Genomic DNA, 19,285 nt, shown 5'->3' with positions numbered 1-19,285 from the left:
TTTTTAATGGTTATTATAGTTAAACGTCGTGTATATTTATGATACTTTCAATTTTATCCGCACCCATAACTAAACACTTACGTATCACAAAATCTTCTAAGCCCAGATTATCAGACCATCTTTGAATATACCCTTCTCGCATTTCCTTAGGATACAAGAGTATATCGCTCGATTTATTATAAATAGTGGCTAGTAACCTTACTTTATTTTCTAAATCAAGCTCTATAAGTCCTGTCTGTTCATCGCTATCTTCTAAAATTTTTTCATCAATTTTTTCAACTATATGTTCTACTAAGCTTTTCTCTTTATCACTCATTTCATTTACGATATTAGTCATATCTGAAAATTTATCAATATAAGAGTGGGCTTCAACTAATTTGCTAACTAATATTTTCATGTACTATTCCTCTAGTATTTTTTTAATAAAAGGTATTATTTCTTTATAAATACTCTTTATAGACTTACGATTATTACCTTTATCATATGCATCAATAAACACTCTATTTTTTTTATTTTCAACATTGCTAAAGAAATTGTTCACCTTTACCTGTAGACCTTCATCTTTTTCATGAATATCTGAACTATCTAAAGAGTAACTTCTATCTTTCGAGCCATTTCTTTCTAAATGTATACCATCTATGTAATGAGAGTCTGGAGCAGTAATAATAACCTCCAAATCAGGTTTGGGAAGCTTATATATCTCATACTCTAACCACTGAATGAGTTCTACAAGCTTCTCACTTCTATCTATATCTATTAACTTAGAAGTTTGAAAAGCTATATTTGATAGTATGTAACGATCACAGAGAACAATAGCTCCACTCTCAAGACTTCCATTAATAGGATCTTTTGAGATATATCTATCAGCAGCAAAGGCTAAGCTCAAGAATTCAGGCTCAACCTGCCCATGTTTACCATTTAAGAAGTCACCTATCAAATCTGATAGTGGGTTACCTACTTTATGAGGAAAATCATAAGTTGATACTTCATAACCTTCTTTAATCAGCATGTCTTCTATGAGACTATACTGTGTACTTTTGCCTAGGCCATCCCCACCCTCTATTACAATTAATTTTCCTTTACCGCTATTATTCATATAACTACCTGTTTAAGTCTCTTGAGAAGTGATTATTTTGCATATATTTCGAACTCTGCCTTATAGAACTATATTTCTTGATACAAAAAACTTTAATTTGTTAGACGGCTGATGTTTCTATTATACAGATATTAAGATAAAAAAGACCTGAGTGATAATAGAAATAGACATAGACTATGTCAACTCTTCACTCATCTAAGTAGATAATAGATTATATCAGTACCTGATCTATTTCTTCTTCAAAGATTCCAAGTAGCTTCAACCATAAAAAAAAGCCTATCTATAAAAGATAGGCTTTTCTAAATCAAACTCGTTATTTAAACATCGAACTCTAATGCTCTGTCACCTTCGCTATCTTTGATACGCGTTGGCAAGCCAATTTTATTGAGCAGATTGATAAATGGCTTGGCATCTAGCTCTTCAACGTTGACCATCTTGCCAGCATCCCACTCGCCAGTCGCGACTAACATCGCAGCCGCGACAGGTGGTACGCCTGCGGTATAAGAGATACCTTGGCTGCCGACTTCATTATAAGCGTCTTTATGATTGGAGACGTTATAGATAAAGATTTCGCTATCAACGCCATTAATCTTACCTTTAACCTTGTCACCGATGCAAGTCTTGCCCGTATAGTTTGGTGCAAGCGAGCTTGGATCTGGTAGCACGGCTTTGACCACTTTTAGCGGAATAACCTCTTGCCCTTCCGCAGTCATCACTGGCTGCTCAGACAATAGACCTAAGTTCTGTAGCACGGTGAAGACATTGATGTAGTGCTCACCAAAGCCCATCCAAAAACGGATGTTTGGCACATCTAGGTTGGCTGACAATGAATGCACTTCATCATGACCACTCAGATAGCTGTTCTGCACACCCACAACTGGTAAATCGTCAGTACGCTTTACTTCAAACATTTTGTTAGACTGCCACTTGCTGTTCTGCCAAGAGTAGACCGTTCCGGTGAATTCGCGGAAATTAATCTCAGGGTCGAAGTTGGTGGCGAAGTATTTACCGTGGCTACCCGCATTGATATCAATAATATCAATATCAGTGACCGAGCCTGTATCCATCATGTCGTAGCCAAGGCGCGCATAGGCATTGACCATACCGGGATCAAAGCCTGCACCCAAAATCGCCGTGACATTGTTGTCCGCACAGCGCTGTTTACGCTGCCATTCATAGTTGTTATACCATGGCGGCGTCTCGCAAATCTTACGCGGATCTTCGTGGATAGCGGTATCAATATAAGCAACACCTGTCTCAATACAAGCTTCTAATACAGTCATATTGACAAATGCCGAACCGACATTGATAACAATTTGTATACCAGTATCTTGGATAAGCTGTGCCAACGCTTGGCTGTCCATGGCATCGACTTGGTGCGTGTGCAAGATAGCAGCTTGTTTAAAGCTCTCTTTGTCTTTGACACTTTGCGCGATGGCATCACATTTAGTCTTGGTACGTGAGGCAATATGAATCTCGCCGAGCACATCATTATGCATCGCACATTTATGCGCGACCACTTGAGCGACACCGCCGGCGCCGATGATGAGTACGTCTTTTTTATTGGGCTTAGCTTGTTGGTTGGTATTCAATGCAACAATCCTCCTTTGTGTCCCTGTCATCGCCTAAGAGGTGGCTATTCAAAACAGAAACGAGTGAATGATATGCGTGAATTAAAAAGGAAGACCGAGGAAAACCCACGCACCCGTCGGGCAAAATCAGCTGTTTTTGCCCGTGGCGATTATAACAATTTTTACTTACTATTCGGCAAAAATTACAACATAACTTAGAAAATCTGAGAGCAATACTCATTTCTGGATAGTTGTTTGGCAGTGTTATCGATTAATGCCAAGCATAATAGTGTTATGACAAACTCGCCTTATAATCTTGGTAATCAAACTCGCGCTGCACATCAATACTACCATCTAAACGACGAATCACAATCGCTGGCATATTGACACCATTGAACCAGTTCTTCTTTACCATGGTATAGCCTGCCGCATTACCAAACGCAATGGTATCGCCTACCTGTAATTGGTTAGGCAAGGCATACTCACCAAAAATATCGCCTGCCAAACAAGAACGACCATAAATAATAGTGTTGTCCACCACGTCAGCTGTTTTGGTCATATTAACGGGTGAAATACTCATCGCTTCTTTATTAATAGCCGCAATGGGTGCTGACTCGCGATAAATCAGTAAATCAAGCATATGCGCCTCGATAGACGCATCGACGACTGCTAGGTTTTTTTCATTATGCATAGTATCTAAAACGCTTGTAACTAGTGATCCAGCGCCATGAATGCTCGCTTCACCCGGCTCAAGGTAGACTTGTACGCCGTATTTTTCACTAAAGCCTTTCAACCGCTCAGCAAGTTTTTCTAGCGGATAATCAGGGGCGATAAAGTGAATGCCACCGCCCAAACTGACCCACTCAAGCTGCGCTAAAACGTCACCAAATCTAGCTTCGATATCAGCCAAGCTGTCGCTAAAAGCCTCAAAACTGTCATTTTCGCAATTGTTATGAATCATGACGCCAGTGATATCACTCAATACCGCCGCAATCTTATCTTTATCATGCTCACCTAAGCGGCTAAATGGACGCGCAGGATCAGCGATGATAAACGATGAATTACTGGTCTTTGGATTTAAGCGCAGACCAACTGGAATACCTTTTTCCGCGGCTTGCTCTTTAAATACATTGAGCTGCGAGATTGAGTTAAAGATAATCTTATCTGCGTAGCTTAATACTTCATCGATTTCATCCGTACTATAAGCGACGCTATAAGCATGCGTTTCTTTTTCATTATCACTGTCTTTACCTTTACCAAAAGTCTCGTAGCCAAGTCTGACTTCATTGAGTGACGACGAAGTGGTTCCGTGCAAATAGGGCTGCATCACATCAAACACGCCCCAAGTCGCAAAGCATTTGAGCGCCAATAAGGCTTTAGCGCCTGACAGCTCACACAGTCGCGCGATAATCTGCATATTGGCAACGATTGCCGCTTCGTCGAGTAGATAATAAGGCGTTGGTGGCAAGGATGATTTTGTGGTTTTCAGCGAAGTTTTTGCATTCATAAGAGGTTACCTAATAGCTGCTGTTGGTATCATGACAGATATAAATATTTGCGCTATAGTAGACTAAATCCACCGTAATTAGAATATCTTATGTCATTATCAACCGATTATTCCAGCTCTGCTAGCCAAGCCAATTTATCGCAACTCGATTCAAAGAATATTAATGTAGAGTATCTAGATGCTGAGGCGCGCGCAGTGTTGGATTTTTGGTTCGACCAAGATAATGAGCCATATTGGTTTGCCCAAAATGACAACTTTGATAAGCAAATAAAGGCTAAGTTTGGCAAAATCTGGCAAGCAGCAAAACACGGTGAATGTGCGCCGTGGCGATGGTCTGACAATCACAACGATGTGAATAGCTCAATCACTAATTTGGCAGGACGATTGGCAGAGATTATTGTCTTAGATCAGTTTTCTCGCAATCTATGTCGCGAGCAAGCATGCGCCTTTGCTCAAGACGGTATGGCGGTGGCATTAGCGCAAGAAGCCATTGCCCAGCCGCATTTTGAGACCCTACCGATGGAGTGGCGCAAGTTTACTATTATGCCGTTTATGCATTCTGAATCAGCTGTTATCCATAAACGCTATCTGCCGCTGTTTGAGCAACTAAATGACCCAACCACTTTAGACTTTGAACGCCGTCATAAAGACATTATTGATGAATTTGGACGCTATCCACACCGTAATGAAGCCTTGGGTCGTGAGTCGACTGCAGAAGAAGACGCATTTTTACAGCAGCCGAATTCTTCATTCTAAGCGTTGTTACTTATAATAACAAAAACAAGGGCTGAATCAGATAACTGGTTCAGCCCTTGTTTTGTTTTATGCTATTTATTCTAGGGTATACCCTATAGATTAGTAGTTCACTTTACCCGTGCTAAAGCTAAACGACTGCTGCTTTAGCGTTCGATTGTCCACTAACACATCAAAGCTTACACGATATTCACTCTCGCCATGCAAACCACAGTTTTGATCTTTTTTAGTGGTGATTTTGCAGCTTTTTAGATTATCCGTAATGGGTAAAATAAAAGCTTCGTTCGCTGGTAGCTCATAAACGGTATTCTTATGGGGATCTTGCCCATAATCAAGCAGTTCAGTGGGCACATCGATGTTACGCTGAACATCATGGAACTTGATATTACTGAGCTTAATGGTCTGGGCAGCTGGCATACTGACATAGATGGGCTGCCCGATAGGATCAGCTCGTAGGTCACGACCCGTTCCTTTGACAGGATTTGGCGTTTCGTTATACAGCGCAGTCACCGTACCACTGACCCCTTGGCAAGGATAAGTGAATATGCCTGCCACCGTATTGTCTTTGCTTGCCTTGGTCGCTGAGGCATGGTTGACTAAGATATAACCCTGATTGTTGGTCGTGTCTTTGCCATAAGGCTTATAAGTGACCATACCCGTACCCGTCAAACTCGAGCCTGGTAGCATCAAAGAACGCAGATGATAAGGCGCTGCCAATAATGACTTCGCCATTGCACCTGCCACTATATCAGAGCCTATAATATTGCCAGCCGAGCTATAATAGACCGACTGAGCAATATTCTCAGTCACACCATATTGGGCGTTGCCGTAGTTTGCCTGTAACAACCGATCTGTGAAGCTGACTCCGCTAAAGAATGGGTTATTATCACCCGTGACGTTGGCGATATCTGCAATCTTATTTTCATAGTGCGGACTAAAAGCAGTCGGCGTGCTATTAGCAAATACATGCTTGATGTATTTTGCATGTTGAATCGCAACATTATCCAGTGCAGTATCGGCAGACAAACCACTTAGACCACAGCTGGTGCGCGCTAGACTAAAGGTATTATTGGCAATTAATGCAGCTTTTGCCTCATTATCAGTCTGGTCATTAGGCTTATCAGTCGAGGTATCATCAGGACTAGCAACAGGCGGTGTTGGCTTGGGCGTAGTATTGTTAGTGCTGCCATCTGAGTCTCCGCCACTGCCGCCACTGCCGCCACAAGCCGTCAAAAACGCTGTTAAAAATATTACTGCCGCGAGGTTTTTTTCTCGTAATTTGAGAGTCATCTTTTATCCTGTAAGATAGTGGTGTGCCTATTATGAGCAATAAATCAGCTATGACGGATATTATCGAATAACGATTCAAATGTCATTTAATAAAACATGAAAACTTAATACGCATAATCTCAAAAAACCATTCATTTTTGACTAAGGGGTGTTTTTTTAAATTGATAAATAATTTATGCTTAGGCTATTTATATAAATAAGCAATTCTCCATCTGCCTTTAACTCTCCAACGCCTTTCGCACTGGTGCAAAGCTACGTCTATGCTCGGGCAGCACCCCATACTGTTGAATCGCTTCCATATGCGCTTTGGTTGGATAGCCTTTATGTTTGGCAATCCCATATTCAGGATGCTGAGCATCGAGTGTATACATAGTAGTATCACGGCTGACTTTTGCCAATATACTGGCTGCGGCGATACTGGTATGACGCGCATCCCCTTTTACCCATGCTTGGCAGTCAATCGCAGAGTGATCTATGCCTAATTCAGCGAGCTTGGTATTGTTTACTTGAGGACAGCGATTTCCGTCGAACAAAACCTCAAATGTCAGCATAGATGTGGCAAGATGCTCAGCGATAGCCTCTAACAATCCTTCAGTGCATAAGCGCATACCGAGCATCGTTGCTTGCAAAATATTGACCTGATCGATGACCGCTGCTGGTATTTCAGCGATGATAAAACCCACAGCATTTTGCTGCACCAATGGATAAAGAATATCGCGTTTTTTCTCACTCAACTGCTTAGAATCCGTCAGTATGGATAAAGGTGTGTCTTTTAAGGGTTGTTCTTCAATCAATCCTGACCACGTGGCAGGCAGTATCGCTGCGGCCACATTAACGCTACCTAAAAGTGGTCCGCGCCCTGCTTCATCAACACCTATTTGCAGCGTTGAGCTGTGCAGCGTTGAACGTTCTACATGCTGTTGTGTATTTAAGTGTGGCTCTTCATTTATCCCATATTCAGCGAGCAGCTTAGTCACATTCACTTGCCCATATAAATGGATAGGTTCGGCTAAATCAATGCACTGGGGTTTTATATCAATCTGTTGGATTTTTTTGTCAATCGGAATAATACTATCTGTAGGGTTGTTCTGAATGCTCATGATTTTTTGTGGTCTTATTGATTTGGGTGTTAAAGATAAATAATGCGCAATTATCCCTTAGGATTTATGCTGGTTTTGCATAAACCATTGATCAATCACGCTATTAGCAGGCTCATGATTGCTTTGCTGCTGCAATAGCTGCTTGGTGGCGACAAGCGCTTTTAATTGTTCTGCATAAGCACGCGGTTGCAACAGGCGCATGACGGTGCGGCAAATATTATCACCACTCGCCTGCTCCTGTATCAGCTCAGGGACGATGACGCTGTCGGCTAAAATATTGGGCAGCGCCACATAAGGGACTTTGACCAGACGCTTGGCAATCTGATAGGTCAGCTGATTTAATTGATACACCACCACCATTGGGCGCTCAAGCAGCATCGCCTCAAGGGTTGCCGTGCCAGATGCTAGCATCACCATATCCGAGGCAGCCATGGCCTGCTGACTAAACGCTGGCTGGCTGTCGTCATAGACCACCACGATAGCGGCACGCAATTGCTCTGAGCGTCGATCAATGACGTCTTGGACGATATACTGATGGTTTTGATCGACCGTTGGAATGATAAAACACAGCTTCGGATCTAGTAATATTAACTTTTGAATACCATCCAGCATAAGAGGTAAAATAGCCGTTATCTCCCCGCGCCGAGAGCCTGGCATCACACAAATAAGCTGGCTGACATCATCGAACCGCTCGATAAAAAACTGCTGCAAACCATCGTTGTGCCAGACCAACTCACTGCGCCTCTGATTGATAGGCGTCTCTATCAAGGTCTGATCAATAGTACGTAACAAAGGATGACCCACACATATCGCTGGATGATTGTGGCGCTCATATACTGGCAGCTCAAACGGAAATAGACAGAGTACAAGGTCGGTCGCTGCTTTAATATTATGAATACGCGACTCGCGCCATGCCCAAATAGAGGGGCTAACGTACTGTACACAAAACACGCCTTTTGGCTTTAACTTTTTGGCGACTCGTAGATTAAAATCAGGCGCATCAATGCCGATAAACCAATTGATATCAGCGATTTTGAAGGCGCTCAATAACTCGCGGCGCGCTTTAAGTAAGTCAGGCAATTGCGCCATGACTTCCACCAAGCCCATCACTGCCAGACGTTCTAGTGGAAAAATACTTTGCAATCCTTGCGCTTGCATCTTAGTACCACCAACGCCTACCCAAACGATATCATCACGCAGGTTATTCATCTGCTGCATAAAATCTGCCCCCAAACTGTCACCTGACACCTCACCTGCGACAATACCAATAACCAGTGGTGCCGTCTTAAATTCAGGCATCTGCTGATTGGTATCTGTCTGATCAATAAAGTCAGTATGTTTATGGGAAGTAGCAGAATCGGTCATAACAAGCTCTCAATATGAAGAATGACAATGGGTACAATTATTATGAACAAAAATAGCATTATTATAAAATATAGCACACCGAGTGAGTAACACCGCGCTAATGGCTGCAAGCGCTTGCCTCACTACTATTGTAGCGTTATATCATTTATGTTGTCATCATACGTCACCATGGTACAAATAGCGAAATTAGCTTATAAAAGTCCAGCATAGTTGGCTGATAAATACCAAAAGAAGCTTTTATACGCAAAAAAATGCGCAGTAAGCTGATGTTTAAAAATCCCAGTTTAGGGCTGAGTGTTGTTAAGTATAACGAAGTTTTGGTTTGCACATTCCAGTTATCAGTCAATTAACTGCGCGACTGCCCTTGTCAACCAGCACTTTTGTCCTCATAATGATTATTCCTATAAATCAGCTAGACGATATATAATCATGACAACACCAGCTACCAATAATGCAGATATTGATGACGTGAATATTGAAAAATTCATTCCCTTGATCACCCCCGCTGAGCTAAAAACTGAGCTACCTTTATCAGACGAAGCCTATAAAACCGTCCTAAAAGGGCGTAATACGATCCAAGATATTTTGGATGGTAAAGATAAGCGTCTGTTTGTGGTCATCGGCCCTTGCTCTATCCACGATATCAAAGCCGCTCACGAATATGCCGATCGCTTAGCTGCATTGGCAAAAGAGATCGAAGACAGCATATTCGTTGTAATGCGCGTTTATTTTGAAAAACCGCGTACCACGGTCGGCTGGAAGGGTATGATCAACGACCCTGATATGAATGACAGCTTCGATATTGAAAAAGGTCTGCGTACCGCTCGTAAGCTATTGCTTGATTTGAATGAGAAAGGCTTACCTTGCGCGACTGAAGCGTTGGATCCAAATACTCCGCAGTACATGCAGGATTTAATCAGCTGGTCAGCAATCGGCGCACGTACCACTGAGAGCCAAACGCATCGCGAAATGAGCTCTGGCTTATCATGCCCAGTTGGTTTCAAAAACGGTACGGACGGCGGTATGACGGTTGCGGTTAACGCCATGCAAGCGGTTAAAGAAGGTCATAGCTTCTTAGGGTTATCCTCAGATGGCAAAGTCTCTATCATCAAATCTAAAGGCAACCCTTACGCACACGTGGTACTACGCGGTGGTAATGGCAAGCCTAACTATGATGAAACTGCTGTTGCGCAAGTGGAAAATGAGCTAGCAAAAGGAAAAACCAACAGCAAGATTATGATTGACTCAAGTCATGCTAACTCAGGTAAAGACCCGTACTTGCAGCCGATGGTTATTAATAACGTCGCCGAGCAAATCCAAAACGGCAACAAATCCATCATCGGCATGATGGTTGAGAGTCATCTTAAAGGCGGCAGTCAAAAGCTAACTGCTGACTTGAGCCAGCTTGAGTATGGCAAGTCTATCACCGATGGTTGCTTAGATTGGGATAGCACAGTCACTGCGCTATACAATCTACGTGACATGGTAAAAGATGTATTGCCTAACCGTTAATAGCGATTGGTCATAATGAATCGTTATTAGGCCACTCAGCAAAAAGCCCGTTTGACATAATTAATGTCAAACGGGCTTTTTTTATACTTCAGCTTATAAAATTGAGGACAGGCCTTAAGCTAACCGTCCTACTCACTTGCTGCGCCTAGTACGCTCGTTAAGCTTTCGAGCACGTGTTTAGAAGACACGGCTTGCTGCAAATCTAACAGCTTATCATGCGCCATCTGACGACGTGGCTCAGCCAAGGTATTCCAGCGCGCCAGCACCTGCAACAAGCGCGATGCTAAGACAGGATTGGCATCATCCAACTTTTTAATCACAGCAATATAGATATCTAAACCCTCTGCCGTCCATAAGACGGTCGGCTGCGAGGTAAAAGCGCTAATCACTGAGCGCACACGATTGGGCGTATTCCAATCAAAATCAGTATGAGTGAGCAACGATTGGATAGCCTCAGTAGTGACCGTATCAGCTGATGCTTGCACACTAAACCATAAATCGATAACCAAGTCATTTGCTTGGAAACGTTGATAAAAGTCCGCCAAATAGGCATCCGCATCTGCCAATTGATGATTAACCATCACTTTTAATGCACCAAAACGTTCCGTCATACAGCTGGCATTGTCATACTGCTGCTGTGCCCATTCATTGGCACCATTAACGTTAGCCGTCAATGCCATGTCTAATATCACATTGCGCAAGGCACGAGTACCACGAGCGGCGGCGCTATCTTCATAAGACTGCATGGGCAGCTGCTTATAAAGTACTGCCCATTGGTCTTTTAGCATCTCTGCCACTTGCTGATATAAGCCTTCACGCTGCGCTTTGACCAACTCTGGATCATAATCTTCAGCAATAGCAGAAGCCAACTCTTGCGCTGATGGAATATCAAGCAAACGCGCCGCCAACATCGCATCGTCAGCTGCGAGCACGGGCAAGGTCTGCGCTAATGCTTGTAGGTACACTTCAGGGTTGCTCTTCTCGCCTTGGCCTTGCAGCAAGATGCGATTGACCAGCATTTGCGTCACTTGCCAGCGGTTAAAGCCGTTGGTTTCATGCTTGAGTAAGAATGCCAAATCTTCATCTTGATAGTCATAATTAAGCTGTACTGGCGCACTAAAGTCACGCAGCAATGATACTACTGGTTCGCTAGTCACATTTTCAAAGGTAAAGGTTTGCGCGGCTTGATCGAGTAGCAGCATACGCTCGGCGACGATAGCACCAAAATCTTGGTCAAATAGCGCGGTCGCTACGGGAATAGGTAAAGGTTTTGGCGCATTGAAGCCACTGACATGGCGGGTTTGCTGACTTAAAGTAATGGTCAATGTTTGCGTAGCGCTGTCATAATCTTGGTGACCAGACACCACTGGCGTACCGGGTTGACGATACCAATCAATAAAATCTTCAATTTTATCATCAGTAATACTAAGCGCAGACAAGAAGTCCTCAACGGTAACTGCTTGCCCATCATAACGACGGAAATACTCATCCGTACCTTTACGGAAGTTATCTGCCCCCAAGGTATTCGCAATCATACGGACGATTTCAGCGCCTTTTTCATAGACGGTCGTCGTGTAAAAGTTATTAATCTCGACGAAACTTTCAGGGCGTACAGGATGTGCAAGCGGCCCTGCGTCCTCAGCAAACTGATGGGCACGCAAAGTCGCGACATCATCGATACGCTGTACGGCACTCGACTGTTGATCGGCTGAAAAAGATTGATCACGGTAGACGGTAAAGCCTTCCTTCAAGCACAGCTGGAACCAGTCGCGGCATGTGATGCGATTGCCTGTCCAGTTATGAAAGTACTCATGCGCGATGATGGCTTTCACACTAAAGCTACGCGAGTCCGTCGTGGTCTCAGGGCTAGACAACACACAAGCAGTGTTAAAAATATTGAGACCCTTGTTTTCCATCGCGCCCATATTAAACTGACTAACGGCAACAATCATATAGCGGTCTAAATCATAAGCGCGGCCATAATTAACCTCATCCCATTTCATCGAATCTTTTAGGGCTTGCATACCGACATCACACTTATCGATATCGGCAGACTTGGCGTATATTTCTAGTAAAACGTCTCGACCTTCGCTAGTGGTATAAGAATCCGTCAATACATCCAAATCAGCGACGACACAGGCAAACAGGTAGCTTGGTTTATTGGTCGGATCGTGCCAGATTGCATAATGACGGTCTGAAGCATCTGCCACCTCACCCGCTTCAACCAAATTACCATTGGCTAGTAACGTCGGATAGCGCTTATCGGCCTCAAGACGGGTGGTGAATATCGCGAGTACATCGGGGCGATCTGGATAAAAAGTAATCTTGCGAAAGCCTTCTGGCTCGCATTGAGTCACAAACATGGTATCGTCACCGCTACCTGCCATGTAAAGCCCTTCAAGGGCGGTATTGGTCTGCGGACAAATACGTACTTGAATCTCTAAAGTGATTTCCTCAAGCTCATCAGGTGTAGCAGTGATGGTAAGTTTACCGGCTTGTTGCTGATAATCTGCATCTGATAACTTACGACCATTCATGGTAATAGCCAGCAGTTCCAACTCTTCACCAAATAATACAATGTTCCCAGCGGTTTGGCGCACCATCTTCAGGGTACTGTCTACCTGAGCATATTCTTCAAATAGCTTAATATCTAAATCAACCGTTTCTACATCAAAGCTTGGTTTTTTATAATCTTTTAAGTTGATCTTACTCGGTGCATGCGGCGGCACATCTGGCATTTCAGGGTTGATAATTTGAGCATCAGTTTCAGCAGTAGACATAGGGATTCCTATTATTATTTATAGTAAAAATTTGGGTAAATCACATTAGGGCGGGACGTCAATTATGCACAATTTTTATGATCATTAGAATGATAGCGACATTTAGCTACATTGACCTAAACCAGCAGATTTCAAGAGCAACCCTCAAGATTATTACGCCTATCATCCGACGCAAATATCAAAAGCGTCAATCATCCATTGGATAGTCGCCATGAAAATGATTTAATAGAGACACAGCTCACCAACAATCAATGGTTTATTAATGACAACACAATCTGCTAATCGCGCAACTATTACCCTGCCACTCTTAATAGATTATATTGATGTGCTATTACCATCATTAGCAACACAAGTGAAGTCGCCAGACACGAATGAACAAACCACTGCTGATCAAATCAATGATAGCTCTGATTTGCTGTGGGTGGTGCAAGATAAAACTGAGCGTTTAGCCCTACAGCCAACACTGAAAAAATACGCTGATGAAAATGGAAAAATGCATTTATCAACGTTATCAGAACTTACGCAACAGCAATTATCAGAACGTTATGAGCTCGCCTGCTTTTGGCTACCCACTTTATCAGCAGAGCTATTACCACAATATATTCCATTGCTCATGCGCTATCGCGATCTTTATGCCGCGCATCTACTGATTGCACTTGATAGCTCCATAGACCTAAAAGCTTATGGCTTTACGCCATTTGATATTTTAGACGAACCGTCTGTGAAAGTAACTGGCAGCAGTGCTATAGATGACTCCCTACCAGACGCCTCATTACCAACATTATGGCAATTTAATTTGTACGATTATAAGCAATTACCAAACTGGCTCAATGCAGATTATTGGGCCAATCCTGAAAACTGGGGCAAACATCGTTGGTAAAAATTCGCGTGTTGTTTGAATAGTATGAAAGACCTTATGTAATTTGCAGATTATTTACAGTAATACTACTTACATAAAGTAACATTTAGTATATGATAGATAGTAATTGCCTAAGTTTTATCGTAAGCAGTTTAAAACAACAAATCTAATTAAAATTTTAGGAGCTCGTCATGTCAATCAGTTTTTCTAAGATCGCTGTCCTCGCTGTATTATCAAGCGCCGTTGCCATTACCACAGGTTGTGCAACCAAGCGTGCTACCTCTGAAGTCGTAGTTGCACCACTAGGTATCCCAGGTGGTCAAGCTGGCTACAATGGTGCTGTTATTGTAGACAATTCAAACGCCGTTATTACTGGTGCTGAAAACCTACAAGCGGTTGTTTACTTTGGCTTTGATAGCAGTGAAATCACCTCACAAGCAGCCAGTGTGTTGAACCAACACGCAGGCTTGTTAAGCTCAAACCCAGCCGCTGGTGTCGTGATCGCTGGTCATACCGATGAACGCGGTAGCCGTGAATACAATATCGCCCTTGGTGAGCGCCGTGCCCAAGCAGCACGTGACTATCTTGCTGCTCAAGGTGTTGCTGTAAATAACATTCGTGTCATCAGCTATGGCGAAGAGCGTCCTGCGGCGACTGGCAATACTGAAGACGCCTATGCACAAAACCGCCGTGCTGAGTTGTCTTACTAAAATCAAGTAAACTGCCAATAATCCATAAAGCTTTATACGCTTTATCAAAGCCCAGTAATATCAATATTGCTGGGCTTTTTGCATTTCAGTCAGTTAAGATAGCGGATATCAAAAAGCACAAAATGAATAATAATGATGCAAAAATTGCAGTTAATAGACGTTAAATATACTCAGCTTGCTCCAATGACATGGTGCGCTACCGCAGAGGTGAGCGAATCTCTCTCTTTACACCTTAGAGAAACAAGGAGTAAATCGGCATGCTTATCCGTTTTTAATATACCAGATATGAATTTGCATCAGCTACATGATGCTAACTGGCAGCATTATACATCGCAAAGTCATTTGTCTGTGCGGGATATCGCTTACAATCAACGTCAGCAACAACGCAAAGGCGTTCGGCTACTGTTAAAAGCATTGCTCAATAAGTTAGCAATCACTGACACCTTAGATGAATCCGACTTCCCGTATCGACTGATGAACAGTAAATATTACGTATGTTTTAGCCATACGGGTGCGGGTTATAAAAACGATAGGCATACAGATAGTGATACAGACTTTCGTCACCCTAGCCATAAATCTTCTAATAATAAAATTGCAGTGGCCATCAGTCGACGTCACGCCGTAGGTATCGATATAGAGACCAATGAGGTTGCACGGAACGTGGCACAGCGCTTTTATCATCCTTATGAAATTGCCGCCTTACAAGCCTTATCAGCAAGCGATCGCAGCACCATGACTAAGCTGTTTTGGCAAATAAAAGAAAGCTTTATCAAGATTCATCAGTATAAATTGGCGCAAGGATTGGGAATGGATTACTCTTATTTACTGCCCAGCTTGGTTGACAAAATGAGTGAGAAATCATCTTTCGTTATCACTGGTGATGATAAGACTGACTATCACATTGCGGTTTTATCGTCGCAGCAAACTGTCGTTATTTTTTAGATAGCCCAGATTATTCACCTACTTGGATAATACTTTACTGATTACCGCTTTAATGCAAACAAAAAAAGACGACCCGAAGGCCGCCTTTTTTACTTACTCTAAATACAGTGCTTAGACTGCGATTAGATTAGAAACGGTAAGTTGCACCAAGTTTAACAATTGGGAACCACTCTAACCAATCTTTATCTTCAAGTTCTTGCTCAGCAAGATTTGCAACTTGGCCAGCATTTAAACCAGAAGGTACATTATTAACACCATTAGAAATGCCTACTAGTTTTTCTGGGTTTTTTGCATTAACAGTCGCATCAGTTTTACCCATGTATGCTGCACCGATTTCGCCGAATACACCCCAGTTGTTGCCGATGTTAGGACGGAAACCAATAGTAGCATAAGGAGCTAGCTTGTTACGGTGTTCCAACGTACCTTGTAGAGTACCTACATCATCTGCACTATACTTAACATCGTTAATTTGGTAATAGCTGTTTTCACCACCACCATTAGCATTAGCAGTTACATCGATATCGTTGTCAGGAACAATAACACCAGCACCCATAGTGAACCAGTTAGCTGCAGGACGGTATTGAACGCCAAGGTACGGGTTGCTGAAGTCTGAATCAACTTCATAATTAACATCATTTGCATCAAAATCACCGCCGAATAGGTCAGCTACATCACCGCCTGCCCAACCAGCTTGTAGTTCAGTTTTTTCGTTCATTGACCAAGCAATGTTCGCACCATAACCTAAAGTACCCACTTCAGCGCTAACAGCGGCTGGGTTAACAGCGGTTTGGAAGAAAGTTTTAGTACCACCAAAAACTGCGCCAGTCGTGTTACGAACTATGCCAGCGTCGGCATTGTATGCATAAGCAGGTTCAGCTTGATAAGCGACAGCAACAGGCTCAGCTTCATAGGCAACTGCAACAGGCTCAGCTTCGTATACAACAGCATCAGCTTCGTCAACAACGATAACAGGTTCAGCAGCTAAAGCCGCAGTTGACGCTAGAATAGCGGCAGAGATTGCAGATAGTTTAATAAATTTCATAATTACTCTCCTAAAGTGTGAAATAACTCGCCCATAAAAAATGATAATTCAGCTTTTTTTAAACCATCATTTTGTTGAGCAGATTAAAACAATTTTGGCTCAAAAAGTCACCCCTATAAACGCGCTTTTTATTTGCCATTATGTAAAGATTGCATAGAAATTGTAATAATTACTACACTAACCAGCAAAACTTCGGCTTCCAGTTACACAACGCTCTCAAAGTAACTTAAGAGCACAGACACGAATACTAAATGGCTTAATGTTCATGTAATGGTATTACAAAATATGTCATTATGATGGACGAGCCATGAAACTAATTCAATAGTAGTTATATGGCTTATTACTACAGTTTGTTGTGATTTGTGAGTTGACGTATCTTTTATTGCTTATCCTGCAGCTTTTGGCCTAAGACCATTTTGAGCAGGAATCATACGACAAGCCTATGTTTAAATAATAATTCAACTAATTATGGTTGATTCCATTTAAAAGAGAGTAAAGGCAACCGAGTGCAGAATTAGCAATCATACTTCAAGTTGGGTAAAGGCTGTCACTCTTTTATAGCGGATTGACTACATAGTGCGACTATTGCTTGTCTGAGACTGATATTATGCTAAATTAGAGAGTTATTCAGTCGTGTCTTAGCTTTACCAGTATTTGACTCATCGATTAAAACGTTTTGACGTTCTCTGCCTTATTATTTTTTATTATTGAGCCATTTTTATGCCTAAAGTATCGTCGATTACCCGTGTGTTAGAGATTATCGAAGCGGTGTCCTATGCCTCCAAACCTCTTTCTCCACTTGAACTGTCGCAAGAGCTAAATATCCCAAAACCCACCATCCATCGACTAATTCAGAACTTGGTTGATGAAGGGTTTGTGACCGTTGATATCGGTGGCGGTATTATACCCGGTAAGCGGGTCCGCAACCTAAGTGTCGAGCTCTGGCAACAGCGCCAGTTTTTTAATGAACGACAGCTGATCTTGCACAAGTTAGTTGATGAGATCAAAGAAACTTGTGGTATTGCTATTCCCTATCACATGGATATGCTCTATACCAACCGCGCTCAAACGTCGCTGCCATTACAGATTTATCTACCAGTGGGCGCAAAATCACCGATGTGGTGTACCGCTACAGGTAAGCTGTACCTGAGTCAATTGTCCACCACCAGTCGCAACAAAATCCTCCAAGGACTGCCGCTAGACAAATTCACCAAAAATACGATCACTGACGTTGATACTCTAAATGCCGAGCTTGATCGTATCGCTGAAACAGGTATTGGTATCGATAATGAAGAGTTTATTTCAGAGATGGTAGCGGTATCGGTGCCTGTGTTGGATAAAAAGTCACGCTATTTGGCTTCCTTATATATTCACGCCCCAACCATCCGCGTGTCATTAGATGAGCTAATGACACACGTGCCGCGTTTGCAGGCAGCGGCGAAGGATATTCAGACGCTGGTATACGAGCTACAAAATTGAAGGTAATAGATAGATGAACTTAGGGTCTGTTGAACATTCAAATATTAGGACTGCTGATTGCTAAAATCGTCCCAAACTAGGCGTAAACCGACGATAATGTCGAGACCTTAGCTAGGTTTACAACAACGTTTGGGGTGATTTTAGCATCAGCCTTTCAGGGCAGGGCTATTTTTATACTTTTCTTAGTCGCACTATCAAGAACAGTCTTTTAATACTTCATTAAACCACAGTATTCAAAACTGCTTAAGAGACTTAATCATTTAGAGCATTAAGATAGTACTGAGCTATCATGACGCGCCATAATACTAGAAAAGTCCTTATCGCCGTTTTCTAGCGCATGAGCTTCATAAAGCTCCGTCGCTTTGGCTCCCATTGGGGTTTCAACATCCGTATCCTTAGCCGTTTGCATCGCAAGGTTGAGATCTTTTTGCATGAGCTTACTCATAAAGCCGCCTTGATAACCATTGCTAGATGGCACGTTCTCCATTACTTGCGGATAAGGGTTATAGACCTCTAATGTCCAATTGCGACCTGAGCTTTGTAGCATAATATCTGATAGCACTTTAGGGTCAAGGCCGTTCTTAACCCCTAAGTTAATTGCTTCTGCCGTTCCCGCCATTAGAATGCCTAACAGCATGTTGTTACAGATTTTCGCGACTTGTCCAGCACCGTGCTCGCCTGCATGAAAGATGTTTTTGCCCATAACAGCTAGTATCGGCTCAGCTTTGGCAAACGCATCAGCGCTACCACCGACGATAAAGGTTAAACTACCAGCGATGGCGCCGCCCGTACCGCCGGAGACTGGCGCATCTAAAAAGTCGATACCAAGCTTACTTGCAGCCTCTGCTACCAATCTTGCATCAGCTGCCGCGATGGTACTGCTATCAATAACCAATGTACCTTTGGGCAATTCTGCTAGTAAGCCGTTATCTCCATCATTACCTAAATAGACAGAATGGACGTGCTTGCCCGCAGGCAACATGCTAATGACGACTTGTGCATTGCTCGCAGCATCTTTAGGGCTAGCAGCCACACTGGCACCTGCTTGTTGCAAGCGCTGGGTAGCGTCTTCAGACAAATCATAGACAGAGAGCATATAACCTGCCTTTAATAAGTTCTCTGCCATCGGTGCGCCCATATTGCCAAGCCCAATAAAGGCTATATTTGGCTTGGCAGTATTGTTTGACTCTTTATTGCTTAAATCTGAATCCTTTGTACCCATCTCATCGCTCCTTGATGATTGCTTATGCAGACAGTGCTACACATAGTTTTACGTTTT

Annotated in this window: 16 protein-coding genes; 6 read left to right on the top strand and 10 right to left on the bottom strand. The window is 42.8% G+C overall.

The features are described from left to right. Positions 1–19 precede the first annotated feature (19 nt). From AAEY80_RS02485 to AAEY80_RS02470, 4 genes are all read right to left on the bottom strand, one after another. Positions 20–397: a hypothetical protein gene (locus tag AAEY80_RS02485; RefSeq protein WP_201576281.1), complete on the bottom strand. Its 378-nt coding sequence runs from the start codon at positions 395–397 to the stop codon at positions 20–22. 3 nt (positions 398–400) lie between these two features. Next, complete coding sequence (locus AAEY80_RS02480) at positions 401–1,096, bottom strand: dTMP kinase (RefSeq protein WP_201576283.1); 696 nt, start codon at positions 1,094–1,096, stop codon at positions 401–403. Positions 1,097–1,413: 317 nt separating this feature from the next. Beyond that, positions 1,414–2,688 (bottom strand): saccharopine dehydrogenase family protein, encoded by a 1,275-nt coding sequence (locus AAEY80_RS02475; protein WP_350587844.1) that lies wholly within the window; start codon positions 2,686–2,688, stop codon positions 1,414–1,416. 271 nt (positions 2,689–2,959) lie between these two features. Beyond that, on the bottom strand, positions 2,960–4,174 hold the full coding sequence (locus AAEY80_RS02470; RefSeq protein WP_025650626.1) for a carboxynorspermidine decarboxylase: 1,215 nt from the start codon (positions 4,172–4,174) through the stop codon (positions 2,960–2,962). Between the two features lie 90 nt (positions 4,175–4,264). Between AAEY80_RS02470 and AAEY80_RS02465 the strand changes: the two genes are divergently transcribed. After that, complete coding sequence (locus tag AAEY80_RS02465; RefSeq protein WP_025650627.1) at positions 4,265–4,930, top strand: DUF924 family protein; 666 nt, start codon at positions 4,265–4,267, stop codon at positions 4,928–4,930. A gap of 99 nt (positions 4,931–5,029) precedes the next feature. On the opposite strand, the gene AAEY80_RS02460 is transcribed toward AAEY80_RS02465, so the two are convergent. The 3 genes from AAEY80_RS02460 to lpxB all read right to left on the bottom strand — a co-directional run bounded on the left by AAEY80_RS02460 (position 5,030) and on the right by lpxB (position 8,616). Beyond that, a complete protein-coding gene (locus AAEY80_RS02460; protein WP_025650629.1) occupies positions 5,030–6,217 on the bottom strand; it encodes a CAP domain-containing protein in 1,188 nt (395 codons plus the stop codon). Between the two features lie 218 nt (positions 6,218–6,435). After that, complete coding sequence (gene rnhB / locus AAEY80_RS02455) at positions 6,436–7,317, bottom strand: ribonuclease HII (RefSeq protein WP_350587843.1); 882 nt, start codon at positions 7,315–7,317, stop codon at positions 6,436–6,438. A 57-nt stretch (positions 7,318–7,374) separates the two neighbouring features. Continuing rightward, positions 7,375–8,616 carry a lipid-A-disaccharide synthase gene (gene lpxB, locus AAEY80_RS02450; protein WP_201576311.1) on the bottom strand — a complete coding sequence of 414 codons (1,242 nt, stop codon included), beginning with the start codon at positions 8,614–8,616 and terminating at the stop codon, positions 7,375–7,377. 495 nt (positions 8,617–9,111) lie between these two features. On the opposite strand from lpxB, the gene AAEY80_RS02445 reads away from it, so the two are divergent. Beyond that, positions 9,112–10,194, top strand: coding sequence for a 3-deoxy-7-phosphoheptulonate synthase (locus AAEY80_RS02445; protein ID WP_173239314.1), 1,083 nt, complete (start codon positions 9,112–9,114; stop codon positions 10,192–10,194). A 128-nt stretch (positions 10,195–10,322) separates the two neighbouring features. Here AAEY80_RS02445 and pepN read toward each other — a convergent pair whose 3' ends face one another. After that, positions 10,323–12,932, bottom strand: coding sequence for an aminopeptidase N (gene pepN / locus AAEY80_RS02440; protein ID WP_350587864.1), 2,610 nt, complete (start codon positions 12,930–12,932; stop codon positions 10,323–10,325). A gap of 304 nt (positions 12,933–13,236) precedes the next feature. Here pepN and AAEY80_RS02435 point away from each other — a divergent pair, with 304 nt between their 5' ends. The 3 genes from AAEY80_RS02435 (at position 13,237) to AAEY80_RS02425 (ending at position 15,485) form a co-directional block, all read left to right on the top strand. Beyond that, positions 13,237–13,854, top strand: a complete 618-nt coding sequence (locus tag AAEY80_RS02435; protein WP_201576291.1) for a DUF6231 family protein — start codon at positions 13,237–13,239, stop codon at positions 13,852–13,854. A 170-nt stretch (positions 13,855–14,024) separates the two neighbouring features. Further along, a complete protein-coding gene (pal, locus tag AAEY80_RS02430) occupies positions 14,025–14,543 on the top strand; it encodes a peptidoglycan-associated lipoprotein Pal (RefSeq protein ID WP_201632843.1) in 519 nt (172 codons plus the stop codon). Positions 14,544–14,675: 132 nt separating this feature from the next. Further along, positions 14,676–15,485, top strand: coding sequence for a 4'-phosphopantetheinyl transferase family protein (locus tag AAEY80_RS02425; RefSeq protein WP_025650636.1), 810 nt, complete (start codon positions 14,676–14,678; stop codon positions 15,483–15,485). A gap of 127 nt (positions 15,486–15,612) precedes the next feature. Here the strand turns inward: AAEY80_RS02425 and AAEY80_RS02420 are convergent, their stop codons facing one another. After that, positions 15,613–16,527 (bottom strand): hypothetical protein, encoded by a 915-nt coding sequence (locus AAEY80_RS02420; RefSeq protein ID WP_025650649.1) that lies wholly within the window; start codon positions 16,525–16,527, stop codon positions 15,613–15,615. A 720-nt stretch (positions 16,528–17,247) separates the two neighbouring features. Between AAEY80_RS02420 and AAEY80_RS02415 the strand changes: the two genes are divergently transcribed. Further along, positions 17,248–18,006 (top strand): IclR family transcriptional regulator, encoded by a 759-nt coding sequence (locus AAEY80_RS02415; protein WP_025650650.1) that lies wholly within the window; start codon positions 17,248–17,250, stop codon positions 18,004–18,006. 268 nt (positions 18,007–18,274) lie between these two features. On the opposite strand, the gene mmsB is transcribed toward AAEY80_RS02415, so the two are convergent. Further along, the gene (gene mmsB, locus AAEY80_RS02410; protein WP_350587842.1) at positions 18,275–19,228 is read right to left on the bottom strand and encodes a 3-hydroxyisobutyrate dehydrogenase; all 954 of its coding nucleotides are present in this window, start codon (positions 19,226–19,228) and stop codon (positions 18,275–18,277) included. Between the last annotated feature and the right edge of the window lie 57 nt (positions 19,229–19,285).

This window comes from Psychrobacter sp. 78a-MNA-CIBAN-0178, assembly GCF_040309625.1.
Classification (GTDB): Bacteria; Pseudomonadota; Gammaproteobacteria; order Pseudomonadales; family Moraxellaceae; genus Psychrobacter; species Psychrobacter okhotskensis.
Note: the sequence above shows the minus strand (reverse complement) of the source record. Positions and strands in the feature narration are given on the sequence as shown.